General features: G+C 73.3%; 13 protein-coding genes. 11 read left to right on the top strand and 2 right to left on the bottom strand.

What is annotated here, in order from left to right; translation table 11 throughout:
• The first annotated feature begins 140 nt into the window (after nucleotides 1–140).
• From N0B34_RS12220 to deoC, 10 genes are all read left to right on the top strand, one after another.
• Nucleotides 141–1,364, top strand: a complete 1,224-nt coding sequence (locus N0B34_RS12220) for an amidohydrolase (RefSeq protein WP_263731846.1) — start codon at nucleotides 141–143, stop codon at nucleotides 1,362–1,364.
• A gap of 236 nt (nucleotides 1,365–1,600) precedes the next feature.
• Nucleotides 1,601–2,719 carry a BMP family lipoprotein gene (locus N0B34_RS12215; RefSeq protein ID WP_263731674.1) on the top strand — a complete coding sequence of 373 codons (1,119 nt, stop codon included), beginning with the start codon at nucleotides 1,601–1,603 and terminating at the stop codon, nucleotides 2,717–2,719.
• 135 nt (nucleotides 2,720–2,854) lie between these two features.
• The gene (locus N0B34_RS12210) at nucleotides 2,855–4,456 is read left to right on the top strand and encodes an ABC transporter ATP-binding protein (protein ID WP_263731673.1); all 1,602 of its coding nucleotides are present in this window, start codon (nucleotides 2,855–2,857) and stop codon (nucleotides 4,454–4,456) included.
• Nucleotides 4,453–5,694 carry an ABC transporter permease gene (locus tag N0B34_RS12205; RefSeq protein ID WP_263731672.1) on the top strand — a complete coding sequence of 414 codons (1,242 nt, stop codon included), beginning with the start codon at nucleotides 4,453–4,455 and terminating at the stop codon, nucleotides 5,692–5,694. Before N0B34_RS12210 ends, N0B34_RS12205 begins: the two co-directional genes overlap by 4 nt.
• Entirely contained in the window at nucleotides 5,691–6,989 is a 1,299-nt protein-coding gene (locus tag N0B34_RS12200; protein ID WP_263731671.1) for an ABC transporter permease, read from the top strand. The genes N0B34_RS12205 and N0B34_RS12200 overlap by 4 nt, the downstream gene beginning before the upstream one ends.
• A 1-nt stretch (nucleotide 6,990) precedes the next feature.
• Nucleotides 6,991–7,398: a cytidine deaminase gene (locus N0B34_RS12195; protein ID WP_263731670.1), complete on the top strand. Its 408-nt coding sequence runs from the start codon at nucleotides 6,991–6,993 to the stop codon at nucleotides 7,396–7,398.
• Nucleotides 7,395–8,687: a thymidine phosphorylase gene (locus N0B34_RS12190; protein WP_263731669.1), complete on the top strand. Its 1,293-nt coding sequence runs from the start codon at nucleotides 7,395–7,397 to the stop codon at nucleotides 8,685–8,687. The genes N0B34_RS12195 and N0B34_RS12190 overlap by 4 nt, the downstream gene beginning before the upstream one ends.
• A 132-nt stretch (nucleotides 8,688–8,819) precedes the next feature.
• The gene (locus N0B34_RS12185; RefSeq protein WP_263731668.1) at nucleotides 8,820–9,041 is read left to right on the top strand and encodes a hypothetical protein; all 222 of its coding nucleotides are present in this window, start codon (nucleotides 8,820–8,822) and stop codon (nucleotides 9,039–9,041) included.
• A 53-nt stretch (nucleotides 9,042–9,094) separates the two neighbouring features.
• Nucleotides 9,095–10,288 carry an adenosine deaminase gene (locus N0B34_RS12180; RefSeq protein WP_263731667.1) on the top strand — a complete coding sequence of 398 codons (1,194 nt, stop codon included), beginning with the start codon at nucleotides 9,095–9,097 and terminating at the stop codon, nucleotides 10,286–10,288.
• Nucleotides 10,285–11,010 carry a deoxyribose-phosphate aldolase gene (gene deoC, locus N0B34_RS12175; protein WP_263731666.1) on the top strand — a complete coding sequence of 242 codons (726 nt, stop codon included), beginning with the start codon at nucleotides 10,285–10,287 and terminating at the stop codon, nucleotides 11,008–11,010. The genes N0B34_RS12180 and deoC overlap by 4 nt, the downstream gene beginning before the upstream one ends.
• A 114-nt stretch (nucleotides 11,011–11,124) precedes the next feature.
• On the opposite strand, the gene N0B34_RS12170 is transcribed toward deoC, so the two are convergent.
• Both N0B34_RS12170 and N0B34_RS12165 read right to left on the bottom strand, forming a co-directional pair.
• Complete coding sequence (locus tag N0B34_RS12170) at nucleotides 11,125–12,966, bottom strand: phospho-sugar mutase (protein WP_263731665.1); 1,842 nt, start codon at nucleotides 12,964–12,966, stop codon at nucleotides 11,125–11,127.
• A 32-nt stretch (nucleotides 12,967–12,998) separates the two neighbouring features.
• A complete protein-coding gene (locus N0B34_RS12165) occupies nucleotides 12,999–13,877 on the bottom strand; it encodes a purine-nucleoside phosphorylase (RefSeq protein WP_263731664.1) in 879 nt (292 codons plus the stop codon).
• Nucleotides 13,878–13,949: 72 nt separating this feature from the next.
• Between N0B34_RS12165 and N0B34_RS12160 the strand changes: the two genes are divergently transcribed.
• Nucleotides 13,950–15,359 carry an NAD(P)H-quinone dehydrogenase gene (locus tag N0B34_RS12160; RefSeq protein ID WP_263731663.1) on the top strand — a complete coding sequence of 470 codons (1,410 nt, stop codon included), beginning with the start codon at nucleotides 13,950–13,952 and terminating at the stop codon, nucleotides 15,357–15,359.
• Nucleotides 15,360–15,372: the final 13 nt, after the last annotated feature.

Genomic DNA, 15,372 nt, shown 5'->3' with positions numbered 1-15,372 from the left:
GCTGGCGTCCGGCCGCTGGTCGCCCCCGGTGGGGCGTCGCGGGCCGCGACTAGGCTCGTCGTGTGTCGCAGCCCGAGCCGGATTCCGTGCTACCGCTCCAGCTGACCGCCTCGACCGACCCCGTGCCGCCGATCACGTCGTTGACGCCGGCGCCCGAGACTGCGCTCGCGGCACGCCTCCACGGCATCGTCGGTGCCCTCCGTCCGGAGCTCGTCGCGATCCGGCGCGACCTGCACGCCCACCCCGAGCTGGCCCGCACCGAGAAGCGCACCACGCGCGTGGTCGCCGACCGGCTCGCCGCCGCCGGGCTCCGCCCGCGACTCCTGCCGGGCGCGGGTCTGCTGTGCGACCTCGGCCCCACCGGGCCCAACGTCCGCCGCGTGGCGCTGCGCGCCGACATCGACGCGCTCCCGCTGGCCGACCGCTGCGAGCTTCCGTGGACCTCGACGGTGCGCAACGTCGCCCATGCGTGCGGCCACGACGTGCACACCACGGCCGTGCTCGGCGCCGGTCTCGCGCTGGCGCAGCTCGACGCGACGGGGGACCTGCGCACCGCGGTGCGGCTCGTGTTCCAGCCCGCGGAGGAGGTCCAGCCGGGCGGCTCGATCGACGTGATGAGCGCCGGCGGCCTGGACGGTGTCGCGCAGATCTTCGCGGTGCACTGCGACCCCAAGCTCGACGTCGGCCTGGTCGGCACCCGCATCGGCCCGATCACCTCGGCGTCCGACGAGGTGTACGTCACCCTGACCGGCCCCGGCGGTCACACCTCGCGTCCGCACCTGACGGCCGACGTCGTGTTCGCCCTCGCTCAGGTGATCACCCAGGTGCCTGCCGTGCTGGGACGGCGCCTCGACCCGCGCTCGGGCGTGAACCTGACGTGGGGAGCTGTGCGCGCCGGGGCCGCACCCAACGCGATCCCGCCGACCGGCTCGCTGTCCGGCACCCTCCGCTGCCTCGACGTCCGCGCGTGGGAGCACGCCTCGGAGGTGTTCGAGTCCGCCGTGCGCGAGGTCGTCCAGCCCTACGGCGTGGAGCTCGAGGTCCGCCACGAGCGCGGTGTGCCACCCGTGGAGAACGACGAGCGGAGCACCGCGGTGCTCGAGGCGGCTGCCCGGGACGTGCTGGGGCCCGACGCCGTCACGCTGACCGAGCAGTCGCTCGGCGGCGAGGACTTCGCGTGGTACCTGACCAAGGTGCCAGGGGCGCTGGCGCGGCTGGGCACCCGGACCCCCGGCGGCCACACGTACGACATCCATCAGGGCGACCTGCGGGTCGACGAGCGCGCGATCGAGGCGGGAGCGCTCCTGCTGGCCCGCGCTGCGATGCTCGGTGGCCGGCACGAGCCTGTCGAGACGGTGCGCTGAGCGCCGCACTGCCGACACCGTCACCCGTCCGGCCGCGTGCGCGACCGATCCAGGTACCAATGCGGTAACGGATGCTCGATCGATACCGCCAGGTAACGCGACGGACACGCCCCGCTCACTAGGGTCGCGTCTGATCGATGCCGGTCGGCTTCCGACCCGGCGGCGGCGCAACGGCGCGTCGTCGCCGGCTCGGACCCCTGGCCGCCGGCGCGGCGACGAGAACCCCAGGAGACCCAGTGAAGAACGTGATTCGAGCGGCGGCGCTGACCGGCGCGATCGCCCTCGCGCTCGCGGCGTGCGGCAGCGCCCCGACGACGACCGGTGGTTCGAGCTCGTCGGCAGCCGCCAGCGGTGCAGCCAACTCCAGCTTCAAGGGCTGCATCGTCTCCGACTCCGGCGGCTTCAACGACAAGTCCTTCAACGAGTCCGGCTTCCAGGGCCTGAAGGACGCCGCGGGCAAGCTGGGCATCCAGACGGCCAGCGCCGAGTCGAAGACGGACGACGCGTACACGCCGAACATCCAGAACATGCTCAGCCAGAACTGCAACATCATCGTGACGGTCGGCTTCAAGCTGTCCACGGCGACCGGTGACGCAGCCAAGGCCAACACCAACACCAAGTTCGCGCTCGTGGACGCCCAGCCCACCGACGCCCAGGGCAACGCCCTCACGCTGCCGAACGTCAAGCCGCTCGAGTTCGACACCGCGCAGGCCGCGTACCTCGCGGGCTACCTCGCCGCAGGCATGTCGAAGACCGGCAAGGTCGGCACCTACGGCGGCCTGAAGATCCCGACGGTCACCGTGTTCATGGACGGCTTCGCCGACGGCATCGCGAAGTACAACCAGGTCAAGGGCAAGAACGTCCAGCTGATCGGGTGGGACAAGGCCAAGCAGGACGGCCTGTTCGACGGCGGCAACAGCCCGTTCGACCCGGGCTCGGGCAAGGCCAACGCCGACTCGCTGGTCGCCGCGGGTGCGGACATCCTGCTGCCCGTCGCCGGCGGCGCGGCGCTCGACGCCCTCACGGCCGCCAAGGCCACCCCGGGCACCCTGGTGATCTGGGTCGACTCCGACGGTGCGCTGATCAACCCCGACTCCTCGTCGATCATCCTCACCTCGGTGATGAAGCTGATCGGTGCGGCCGTCGGCTCCGCCGTGACCGACGCCGCGCAGAACAAGTTCGACGCGACGCCGTACGTCGGCACGCTGAAGAACAACGGGGTCGGCATCGCGCCGTACCACGACCTCGACTCGAAGGTGCCGTCCGACCTGAAGTCGGAGGTCGACCAGCTGAAGGCCGACATCATCTCCGGCAAGATCACGGTCCAGTCGGCGAACTCGCCGAAGGCCTCCTGAGTCCGTCGACCGAGCCGGTCCGGGCACGTCCCGGGCCGGCTCGGTCGCGTCTGAGCCCGCGGCCGACCCTGGCCGCTACTGTCGTCGGTGCGGTCGGCGGGGCCGGCCAGCGTCGGCAGGCCCGAGGAGGGGCACGTGAAGCTGGAGCTGCGGGGGATCACCAAGCGGTTCGGGCCGTTGGTGGCCAACGACCGCATCGACCTGGTCGTCGAGCCGGGTCAGATCCACGCCCTGCTGGGCGAGAACGGCGCAGGCAAGTCGACGTTGATGAACGTCCTGTTCGGCCTGTACGAGCCGGACTCGGGGCAGATCCTCATCGACGACCAGCCGGCGAAGATCAAGGGTCCGGCGGACGCCCTGTCCGCGGGGATCGGCATGGTGCACCAGCACTTCATGCTCGTGCCGGTGTTCACCGTCGCCGAGAGCGTGATGCTCGGTCACGAGTCGACCCGCGGGGCCGGGCTGCTGGACCTGGATGCCGCACGCCGTCAGGTGCGCGAGCTGTCCGCACGGTTCGGGTTCGACGTCGAGCCCGACGCCGTGATCGAGGACCTGCCGGTCGGCGTGCAGCAGCGGGTCGAGATCATCAAGGCGATGGCCCGGGACGCGAAGGTGCTGATCCTGGACGAGCCGACCGCGGTGCTGACGCCGCAGGAGACCGACGAGCTGATCGAGATCATGCGGCAGCTGCGCGCGGCCGGGACGTCGATCGTCTTCATCACCCACAAGCTCCGCGAGGTCAAGGCGGTCGCGGACGTGATCACCGTCATCCGGCGGGGTCGCGTGGTCGGTCAGGCCGACCCGGGTGCCCCGGAGTCCGAGCTCGCGGCGATGATGGTCGGCCGTTCGGTGATGCTGCAGGTGGACAAGGCACCTGCGCAGCCCGGCGAGGTGGCCCTGTCCGTGCGGGACCTCGTCGTGACGGACCGCACCGGAGCCCGCGTGGTGGACCACGTCTCGTTCGACCTCGCGCGGGGCGAGATCCTGGCGATCGCCGGGGTGCAGGGCAACGGGCAGTCCGAGCTCGCCGAGGCGATCCTGGCGCTGGTGCCGGCCACCGGGTCGATGGTGCTCGAGGGCCGTGAGCTGGTCGGCAGCTCCGTCCGCGAGGTGCTGGACCACGGCGTCGGCTTCGTCCCCGAGGACCGCTCGCACGACGGGCTGGTGGGGGAGTTCACCGTCGCGGAGAACCTGGTCCTCGACCTGTTCGCAGACGCCCGGTTCCGCGGGGGGCTCGGCATGGACCTCCCGGCGATCAAGGCCAACGCCGAGGCGCGGATCGCCGAGTTCGACATCCGCACCCGTGGGCCGGAGCAGCCCGCGGAACGCCTCTCCGGCGGCAACCAGCAGAAGGTGGTCGTCGCCCGGGAGATGTCCCGGCCGCTGCGCCTGTTCGTGGCGAGCCAGCCCACGCGCGGCGTGGACGTCGGCTCGATCGAGTTCCTGCACCGGCGGATCGTCGCCGAGCGGGACAACGGCACCCCGGTGCTGATCGTCTCCACCGAGCTCGACGAGGTCAGCGCCCTGGCGGACCGCGTCGCCGTGATGTTCCGCGGTCGGATCGTCGGCATCGTCCCCGGCGACACCCCACGCGACGTGCTCGGCCTGATGATGGCCGGCGTGCCATACGAGGAGGCGCAGCGCCATGCCGCCGAGCACCCCACCACAGAGACGCTGATCGAGCAGGACCCGTCCGCGGCGGCTGCCGCCGGGCCCGAGGAGGGTGAGGTCCCGTGACCGACGAGCTGGTTCCCGACCGGGCTGCGGCACCGCCGGCCGCGCCGCCGGAGCCGTCGAGCGAGGAGCGGGCGTCGTCGTGGTTGCGACGCGTCTCGAGCGGCGAGGTGCTGACCACCGTCCTGGCGTTCGTCCTGGCGCTGGTGATCGGCGGCATCCTGATCGCGGCGGTCGACAAGAAGGTCACCGCCGCCGCCGGGTACTTCTTCGCCAGGCCCAGCGACCTGCTCTCCGCCGCGTGGCACTCGGTCAGCGGCGCCTACGCCGCGCTGTTCCGGGGAGCCGTCCTGGACTACCAGGCCACCACGGTGCTGAAGGCGGTCCGGCCGCTGACCGAGACGATCACCACCTCGACGCCGCTGATCATCGCCTCGCTCGCGGTGGCGGTGGCGTTCCGCGCCGGGCTGTTCAACATCGGCGCGCAGGGGCAGGTGATCATGGGCGCGGTGGTGTCGGGCTACGTCGGGTTCACGTTCCACCTGCCGCCGGTGGTGGCGGTGCTGGTCGCGCTGGTCGTCGGCGTCCTCGCCGGTGCGGTGTGGGGCGGCATCGCCGGCGTGCTCAAGGCGAGGACCGGCGCCCACGAGGTGATCGTCACGATCATGCTCAACTACGTCGCGTCGTTCCTGCTGGCGTGGTTGCTGACCACGACGGCCTTCCGCGTGCACGGCTCGCAGGAGCCCAAGTCGCAGACCGTGCTGACGAACGCGCAGCTGCCGCTGCTGTTCGGCTCGCAGTACCGGGCCACGTGGGGCTTCGTGCTGGCCCTCCTCGCCGCCCTGTTCGTGTGGTGGCTGATGTCCCGCTCCAGGCTGGGCTTCCAGTTCCGGGCGGTCGGCGCGAACCCCTACGCCTCCCGCACGGCGGGCATCAGCGTGGCTCGCATGACGACGTACGTGATGCTGGCCTCCGGTGCGCTGGCCGGCCTGGCGGGAGCGGTGCAGCTGCTGGGCACGAGCAAGTACCTGACCGACGGCATCGCCGGCACGATCGGCTTCGACGCGATCACCGTCGCGCTGCTCGGTCGTTCCAAGCCCGGTGGCATCGTCGCGGCCGGCCTGCTGTACGGCGGCCTGTCGGCCGGAGGTCGCTTCATGGAGGTGGTCACCGGCACGCCGATCGACATCGTGCTGGTCCTCCAGGCGCTCGTCGTGCTGTTCATCGCCGCACCTGGTCTGGTCCGCACGATCTTCCGTCTGCCGGCGCCCAGCGCCGACGTCGAGGGGGCCCTGGCATGAGCACCGTCACCGCAACCCCGCCGGCCCAGCCGCTGGCTGCCCCGGAACGCGACGCCGTCGCACCGAAGGTGTCGTGGCGGGTGCCCGGCATCGTCGCGGCGCTCGGCGTGCTGGCCCTGCTCGCGTTCGGCGTCGGAGCGCCGTCGGCCGCGCACAGCCGGTTCGACCTGTCGTTCCGGACCGACGCGGTGCAGCTGTCGCCGCTGGTCGTGCCGTCGCAGGCGACCAACATCGTCATCGGCGTGGTGTGCCTGCTGATCGCCGCCTTCACGGTCGCGCAGACGGCGCGGCGTCGCCGCACGCCGATGTGGCTGCTGGCCGGGTTCGGCGTGCTGTGGGTGTTCGCCTTCCTGGTGTGGGCGGTCGCCGGCAAGCAGACGTCGCTGGTCGACCTGCTGCAGGGCTCGCTGCTCCTGGCCGTGCCGCTGGCGTTCGGAGCGTTCGGTGGAGTGCTGTGCGAGCGTTCCGGGGTCGTCAACATCGCCATCGAGGGACAGCTGCTGGTGGGCGCCTTCGCGGCGGCGGTCGTGGCGTCGGTGACGCACAACGTCTACGCCGGTCTGCTCGCGGCGCCCGTCGCCGGCTACCTGCTCGGGCTGCTGCTCGCCCTGTTCACGGTGCGGTACGCGGTGAACCAGATCATCGTCGGCGTGGTGCTCAACGTGCTGGCGGTGGGCCTGACGAGCTTCCTGTTCTCCGCGGTGCTGAAGCCCAACTCGGCGCGGCTGAACACGCCGCCCCTGATGCAGCCGATCGCGATCCCGCTGCTGGAGAAGATCCCGGTGCTCGGTCCGGTGCTGTTCCGGCAGACGGTGATCGTCTACGCCCTCTACATCGCCGTCTTCATGCTGACGGTGGGCCTGTTCCGCACCCGCTGGGGCCTTCGGGTGCGCGCCGTCGGCGAGCACCCTGAGGCGGCCGACACCGTCGGCATCCCGGTGAACAAGGTGCGCTGGCGCAACGTCGTCATGGGGTCGGCGACCGCCGGGTTCGGCGGTGCGTTCCTCACCATCGGGTACATCGGGCAGTTCGGCCAGGAGATGTCCGGCGGCCGCGGGTACATCGCGCTCGCCGCGATGATCCTCGGCCGGTGGACGCCGTTCGGGTCGCTCGGCGCCGCCCTGCTGTTCGGGTTCGCCACCAAGCTGGCGTCCGTGCTGTCGGTCGTCGGCACCCCCGTGCCGAGCCAGTTCATGCTGATGCTGCCGTACGTGCTGACGGTGCTCGCGGTGGCCGGCTTCGTCGGCCGGGTGCGTGCGCCCGCCGCGGACGGTGTCCCGTACGTGAAGGGCTGACATGCCGATCGACTGGGACGGGCTGCGGACGGCAGCCCGCGAGGTGTCCCGACGGGCGTACGTGCCGTACTCGCACTTCCCGGTGGGAGCCGCCGCGCTGGTCGACGACGGGCGCGTGGTGACGGGGTGCAACGTGGAGAACGCGTCGTACGGCCTGACGTTGTGCGCCGAGTGCGCCCTGGTGTCAGGCCTGCACGTGTCCGGCGGCGGCCGGCTGGTCGCGTTCACCTGCGTGGCGGGTGACGGGCAGGTGCTCGCCCCGTGCGGTCGGTGCCGGCAGCTGCTGTTCGAGCATGGCGGCCCCGACCTGCTGGTGGAGACCGTGTCGGGCGTCCGGCCGATGAGCGAGGTGCTGCCGGACGCCTTCGGACCGACCGACCTCGGCACCCGAGCAGGGGAGCAGCGATGAGCACCGAAGCCTTCGACGCGGTCGACGTCATCGTCGCCAAGCGGGACGGCCGTCGGCTGTCGGACGCGCAGATCGACTGGGTGCTCGACGCCTACACGCGCGGCGTCGTCGCCGACGAGCAGATGTCCGCCCTGGCCATGGCCATCCTGCTGAACGGGATGGACCGTGCCGAGATCGCCCGCTGGACGGCGGCGATGATCGCCAGCGGCGAGCGGATGGACTTCTCCGGGCTGTCGCGGCCGACGTCCGACAAGCACTCGACGGGCGGCGTCGGCGACAAGATCACGCTGCCGCTCGCACCGCTCGTGGCCGTCTTCGGCGTGGCGGTGCCGCAGCTGTCCGGCCGCGGTCTGGGTCACACGGGCGGCACGCTCGACAAGCTCGAGTCGATCCCCGGCTGGCGGGCGTCGCTGTCCAACGACGAGATGCTGCGCCAGCTCGAGGACGTCGGTGCCGTGATCTGCGCTGCCGGCTCCGGCCTGGCGCCGGCCGACCGCAAGCTGTACGCGCTGCGCGACGTCACCGGCACGGTCGAGGCGATCCCCCTGATCGCCAGCTCGATCATGAGCAAGAAGATCGCCGAGGGCACCGGTTCGCTGGTCCTCGACGTGAAGGTCGGCTCCGGGGCGTTCATGAAGGACGTCGACCGGGCTCGCGAGCTCGCGCAGACGATGGTGGCGCTGGGCACCGACGCCGGGGTGCGCACGGTGGCGCTGCTGACGGACATGTCGACGCCGCTGGGCCTCACCGCGGGCAACGCCCTCGAGGTGCGCGAGTCGGTGGAGGTGCTGGCCGGCGGTGGACCGGCGGACGTCGTCGAGCTGACCGTCGCCCTGGCGCGGGAGATGCTGGCCGGCGCCGGACGGCCCGACGCCGATCCCGCCGCCGCGCTCGCCGACGGTCGTGCGATGGACGTGTGGCGGTCGATGATCGCCGCGCAGGGCGGCGACCCCGACGCGACGCTGCCGGTCGCACGCGAGACGGAGCAGGTGCTCGCGGAGGCCGACGGGGTGCTCACCGCCCTGGACGCCTACGCCGTCGGCATCGCCGCCTGGCGGCTCGGGGCAGGGCGTGCCCGCAAGGAGGACCCGGTGCAGGCCGGGGCGGGTGTGCAGCTGCACGCCAAGCCGGGCGACCGGGTCCGTGCCGGACAGCCTCTGATGACGCTGCACACCGACACCCCGGAACGGTTCGGCCGGGCACGCGAGGCGCTCGCCGGCGCCGTCAGCATCAGCGCGGACGCGGCTCCGGAGCGGGGCCCGCTGGTCCTCGAGCGCGTCGCCGACTGAGCCACGTCACGGGTGGTGGCGGTCCGGTCCGCGCCACCGCGGCCGACGCGCGACCGGCGCGCTCCGGTGCTGGCGCGCGGCCCGGCGTCGGACCAGGATGGGAGAGGGACAGCGTCGACCCCGGGAGGACCGATGAGCACCGTGCCCGGACAGGAGTCCTGGCGGGACGCCGGCCTCGAGCCGGTGGACCCGGAGGTCCCGCGCCGGCTGACCGACGAGGCCGAGCCGGAGCCCGATGCGGAGGAGTACGCCCCGGACTTCCCGCGGCCCGACCGTGACGACGCCGCCGCGGAGGCCGACGTCGTCGAGCAGGACATCGAGGTCGGTCCCGACGACGAGCCCGACGAGATCTGAGAGCACGTGCGCAGTGGTCCCGGGCACCGACCCGCCGACACTACGGTGAGCGCATGACGAGCCTGCCGGAGCCCTCCGTGGCACCGGACAACGCCCCCGACGGATCCTTGACGGTCCCGCCCGCACCGGCCGGTGGCGGACGGGACGGGACCCGAGCACCCGCGCCGGCGCAGCCCCTGACGGACCTGGTGGCCGGCCTGCCGAAGGTGCTGCTGCACGATCACCTGGACGGTGGTCTGCGACCCGCCACGGTGGTGGACCTCGCCGCCGCGGTCGGTCACCAGCTGCCGACGTCCGACCCGGACGAGCTCGGCGACTGGTTCGTGCGGGCGGCCGGGTCGGGGTCCCTGGAGCGGTACCTCGAGACGTTCGCCCACACCGTCGCGGTGCTCCAGACGGCCGAGGCGCTGCACCGCGTCGCACGCGAGGCGGTGCTGGACCTCGCCGCGGACGGCGTGGTGTACGCCGAGGAGCGGTTCGCCCCCGAGCAGCACCAGCTGGGCGGCCTGGGCCTCGAGCAGGTGCTCGACGCGGTGCTCGCCGGCTTCGCCGAGGGGGAGCAGGAGGCCGCTGCTCAGGGCCGGACGATCCGGGTCCGAACGCTCCTCTCCGCGATGCGGCAGGCGGACCGGGGCGACGAGGTGGCGGCTCTGGCGCTCGCGTACCGGGACCGTGGCGTCGTCGGGTTCGACATCGCGGGGCCGGAGGCCGGCTTCCCGCCCTCGCGCCTGACGTCCGCGTTCGGCGCGCTGCGCGCCGGGCTGCTCCCGGTAACCGTGCACGCCGGTGAGGCTGCGGGTCTGGACTCGATCGCGGAAGCCGTGCAGGTGGGTGCCTGCCGGCTGGGTCACGGCGTGCGGATCGCCGACGACGTCGCGGCGGACGGACAGCTCGGCACGCTGGCGCACTGGGTGCGGGACCGAGAGATAGCCCTCGAGCTGTGCCCGTCCTCGAACATCCAGACCGGTGCCGCCACCTCGGTGGCGGACCACCCGATCACCCGGCTGCTGCGTCTCGGGTTCGCCGTCACGGTGAGCACCGACAACCGGCTGCAGTCCGGCACCACCCTCGGTCGCGAGCTGCGGCAGCTGGTCGAGCAGGCCGGCTGGACCCTCGACGACCTGCGGCGCGTCACGCTGACCGCCGCACACCACGCGTTCGTCCACGAGGACGAGCGGACCCGACTCATCGACGAGGTCATCACCCCGGGCTTCGCCCGGGCTGCTGGCGGGAGGCACCGCGCATGAACCACCACATCACCCTCGAGGGCGCCCACCGGCCGCTGGACGCCGCCGGCCTGGCGACCTTCGTGGACCACACGCTGCTCAAGCCCGAGGCGACGCGGGCCGATGTGAACGCCCTGGTGGCCGAGGCCGTGCAGCTCGGGGTGTACGCCGTCTGCGTCTCGCCGTCCTTCCTCCCGCTGGAGATCCCGGTCGGTCTCGACGGTGCGCCGGACCTGAAGGTCGCGACCGTGGTCGGGTTCCCGTCCGGCAAGCACCACAGCGACGTCAAGGCCGCCGAGGCGGCCCGTGCGGTGCGGGACGGTGCCGACGAGGTCGACATGGTGATCGACATCGGCGCGGCCAAGGAGCGGCGGTTCGAGGACGTGCAGGCCGACATCGCGGCGGTCCGGGCGGCCGCGCCGCACCCGACGGTGCTGAAGGTGATCCTCGAGACGGCGGCGTTGTCCGACCACGAGATCATCGAGTCGTGCCGGGCGGCCGCGGCGGCCGGTGCCGACTTCGTCAAGACCTCCACGGGGTTCCACCCGGCGGGTGGTGCGACGGTGCGGGCGGTCGGGATCATGGCCGGCACGGTGGGCGGCCGGCTCGGCATCAAGGCGTCCGGCGGGATCAGGACGGCGGCGGATGCGATCGCGATGATCAACGCGGGTGCGACCCGGCTGGGCCTGTCCTCCACCGCCGCGGTGCTGGGCGGTCTGACGGCCGACGAGGGGTCGTACTGAGTCGGCAGACGGGTCGGTAGGTCGGCACGGGAGAGGGGCGGGTGCGCAGGCACCCGCCCCTCTCGCCGCACTGCGTCGTCGCCGCCGTCAGGACGGCCGACCAGGCTCGCGCCGCTACAGGCCGAGCGCGGAGCTGATCTCGCGAGCGAGCACGTCGAGGCGGGACCGTGCCGTGGTGCGTGCCGAGGTGACGTCCGCGTCCGAGGCGTCCGGTGCGACGGGGACGATCACCTCGAGGTAGCACTTCACCTTCGGCTCCGTGCCGCTCGGCCGCACGACGACGCGGGTGCCGTCCTCGGTCAGCAGGCGGAGGCCCTCGGTGGGCGGCAGGCCGCCGCGGTCGTCGTCCGTGCCCGCCGCGAGGTCGTCGATGCGCACCACCGGCGAGCCGCCGAGGCGTGACGGCGGTGCGGAGCGGAGCCGGTCGACGGCGGCCGCGATGCCCGCGACGTCCTCGAAGCGCGCCGCGACCTGCCCGGACAGGTACAGGCCGTAGCGCCGCGCCAGGTCGTCCAGCAGGTCCAGCAGCGTCCGGCCCTGGCCCTTGAGGCCGGCTGCGAGACGAGCCACCCGGAGCGCGGCGCTGATCCCGTCCTTGTCGTGGACGTGCTGCGGGTCGACGCAGTAGCCGAGCGCCTCCTCGTAGCCGAACACCAGCCCCTCGACGCGGGACAGCCACTTGAACCCGGTCAGGGTGGGGGTGAAGCCGAGACCGTGGTCGGTGGCGATGCACTCCAGCTGGCGTGACGACACGATCGACGAGGCCAGCACGGCACCGGGACGCCCGGACAGCTCCTCCGCCACCGACCAGCCGAGCAGCGCCCCCGTCTCGTCGCCGTGCAGCCCGCGCCAGCCCTCGGCGGCGGCCGTGTCCGGACCGTGGAAGGACCGGGCGCGGCGGTCCAGCACCCCGACGGCGCACCGGTCGGCATCCGGGTCGAGGGCGAGCACCAGGTCGGCGCCCTCGTCGCGCGCCAGCCCCAGCGCCAGGTCGAGAGCGCCGGGCTCCTCGGGGTTGGGGAACGCCACGGTGGGGAAGTCCGGGTCGGGCTCGGCCTGCTCCGGCACGAGGCTCACGTGCGTGAAGCCCGCCTCGGCGAGCACCCGGGTGGCGACCCGGGCGCCCACGCCGTGCATCGGAGTCAGGACGATGCGCAGGTCGGAGGCCAGCGCCAGGTCGGCGGGTGCCGAGGGTGCGGCGGACAGGGTTGCCGCGACGTACTCGTCCACAACGTCGGTGCCGAGCACCCGCCAGCCGGACTCGGCGCGTGGCACGGAGGCGACGGAGCGGACGTGGGCGATGTGCGCGGCGATCGCCGCGTCGACCGGAGGCACGATCTGCGAACCGCGAGCGGCGTCCTCCGTGACCCGACCCCCGAGGTAGACCTTGTACCCGTTGTCGGCCGCCGGGTTGTGCGAGGCGGTGACCATGATGCCGGCGTCCGCGCCCAGGTGCCGGACGCAGAAGGCCAGGACCGGTGTCGGGAGGGCCGCGGGGAGCAGCAGCGCCTCGATGCCCACCGCCGTCAGCACCGAGACGGAGTCGAGCGCGAAGTCGCGGGAACGGTGCCGGGCGTCGTAGCCGACGACGACCCGGGGCGGCGGCGTGAGCCCCTCGAGCTCACCGAGCAGGTACTGGCCCAGGCCGGCGGCAGCCCGGATCACCACCGCACGGTTCATCCGGTGGGGACCGCCACCCATCGCCCCGCGCAGACCGGCGGTGCCGAACTCGAGCAGCCCGGAGAACCGGTCCGCGAGCTCCGCCCGGGCGATCTCGGCGTCCTGCCGTGCGCGCTGGTGGGCCGGGTCGGTCCGGTGGCCCGCGGCCGGCCGCTCGGGAGTCTCGGCGCGGGCCAGCAGGGCCGTCAGCTCCGCGGCGGTGGTCGGGTCTGGGTCGTCGTCGATCCAGGCCCGGACCTGCGAGACGAGGTCGGACCAGGCGTCGTCGCTGCTCATGGGGCCACGGTAGGGCAGACCGGCACCGCCGGTCAGATCCGCCGGACCACCTGCGCCAGGAGCGCGCTGATCCGCGGGCCGGCCGCGGCGCCGGCGGCCAGCACCTCGGCGTGGGACAGCGGCTCCGGGCTGATCCCGGCCGCCGCGTTGGTCACCAGAGAGACACCGAGCACCTCGAGTCCGGCCTGGCGTGCGGCGATCGCCTCGAGCGTCGTGGACATGCCGACCAGGTGGCCACCGATCCGACCGGCCATCGCCACCTCCGCCGGCGTCTCGTAGTGGGGCCCGCGGAACTGCACGTACACGCCCTCGGCGAGCGTCGGGTCCACCTCGTGCGCCACCGCGCGCAGCCGCGCGGAGTAGAGGTCGGTCAGGTCGACGAAGGTGGCGCCCTCCAGCGGCGAGGTCGCCGTGAGGTTGATGTGGTCGCTGATCAGCACCGGCGTGCCGGGAGCCCAGGCCGGGTCGAGACCGCCGCAGCCGTTGGTCAGCACGATCGCACGGGCGCCGGTGGCGGCCGCCGTGCGGACCCCGTGCACCACGCGGCGCACGCCGCGACCCTCGTACAGGTGCGTGCGCGACCCGAGCACCAGGGCGAACCGGTCCGTCCCGTCGGGCGCGGCGTACCGAACCGACCGCAACGTGCCCGTGTGGCCGACGACGGCCGGCCGGCTGAACCCCGGCACCTCGTGGCTCGGCAGCTCGGCGACCGTCTCGCCCAGCAGGTCCGCCGCGCCGCCCCAGCCGGAGCCGAGCACCAGCGCCACGTCGTGGTGGGGCACCCCGGTTCGTGCCGCGATCACGGCGGCCGCGGCGTTCGCCACCTCCGCGGGGTCGGTGGCGGGGTCGTCCAGGTCGGGGACGGTGGCGAGCGTCTCGCCGGCGATGGGGTCGGGCACGGGTCCGGTCATGGCTCGAAGGCTAGCGGCGGACACTCCGTGCCCAGGTGAGCGGGTCCGGGCGAGCATCGGCACAATGCGGGGGTGAGCGCTCCTGCCGTCCCGACCGGTCGTGTCGTCGTCGTCGGCGGAGGGCCGGGTGGTTACGAAGCGGCGCTGGTCGCCCGGCGCCTCGGGGCCGACGTCACCGTGGTGGAGCGCACGGGGCTCGGCGGGGCCGCCGTGCTGACCGACGTGGTTCCGTCCAAGACGCTGATCGCCACGGCAGAGTGGATGACCACGGCATCGCTGGCGCCCGAGCTCGGGGTGGGTGTGCCGAAGGCGCAGCGGCCGACGATCGACCTGGCGGCGGTGAACACCCGGGTCAAGGCGCTCGCGGCCGCCCAGTCGGCGGACATCGGTGCGCGGCTGGAGCGGGAGGGCGTCCGGGTGCTCCTCGGCGAGGGGTCGCTGCAGGACGCCCAGCACGTGGCGGTCCGGACCCCGGCGGGTCGGGACGACCTGGTGGTCGAGGCCGACGTGGTGCTGCTGGCGACCGGTGCGACACCACGCGTGCTGCCCGAGGCGATGCCGGACGGTGAGCGCATCCTGACCTGGACGCAGCTGTACGACCTCGCGGAGCTGCCGAGCCGGCTGGTCGTGGTCGGGTCCGGCGTGACCGGTGCCGAGTTCGCCGGTGCCTACAGCGCGCTGGGCGTCGACGTGGTGCTGGTCTCCAGCCGGGACCGGGTGCTGCCGGGCGAGGACGCCGACGCCGCCGCGCTGCTCGAGCAGGTGTTCACCGCCGGCGGCATGACGGTGCTCGGCCGGACCCGGGCGGTCGCGGCCCGCCGCACGGCCGACGGTGTCGAGGTGGAGCTGTCCGACGGGCGGGTGGTGACCGGCTCCCACGTGCTGCTCGCGGTCGGTTCCGTCCCCAGCACCACCGGGCTCGGGCTCGAGGAGGCCGGCGTACGGCTGGGGCCGGGCGGGCACGTGCTGGTCGACCAGGTGTCCCGTACCTCCGCGCGCGGCGTCTACGCGGCCGGCGACTGCACCGGCGTGCTCCCGCTCGCCTCCGTCGCTGCCACCCAGGGCCGCATCGCGATGTCCCACGCGCTCGGCGACGCCGTCGCACCCCTGTCGCTGCGGGGTGTGGCCGCGAACGTCTTCACCACGCCCGAGATCGCCACCGTCGGCCTGTCCGAGGCGCGGCTGCGGGAGACCGGCACGCCCTACGAGGTCAGCAGCCTGCCCCTGGCGCGCAACCCGCGCGCCAAGATGCTGGGCGTGCACGAGGGCTTCGTGAAGCTGTTCGCGCACCCCTCGAGCGGGACCGTGCTGGGCGCCGTCGTCGTCGGACCGCGGGCCAGCGAGCAGGTGTTCCCGCTGACGCTCGCGGTGGCGCACCGGATGACGGCGGACCAGCTGGCCGACGCGATCACGGTGTACCCGTCGATGTCGGGCACCATCGCGGAGGTGGCGCGCATGCTGCACCACCGACCGGTGGACTGAACCTCCGCCGGAC

Origin of the sequence: Cellulomonas sp. SG140, from assembly GCF_025770785.1 — a bacterium.
In the GTDB taxonomy this organism is placed as follows: domain Bacteria; phylum Actinomycetota; class Actinomycetes; order Actinomycetales; family Cellulomonadaceae; genus Cellulomonas.
This window is presented reverse-complemented; position numbering and strand designations above follow the sequence as displayed.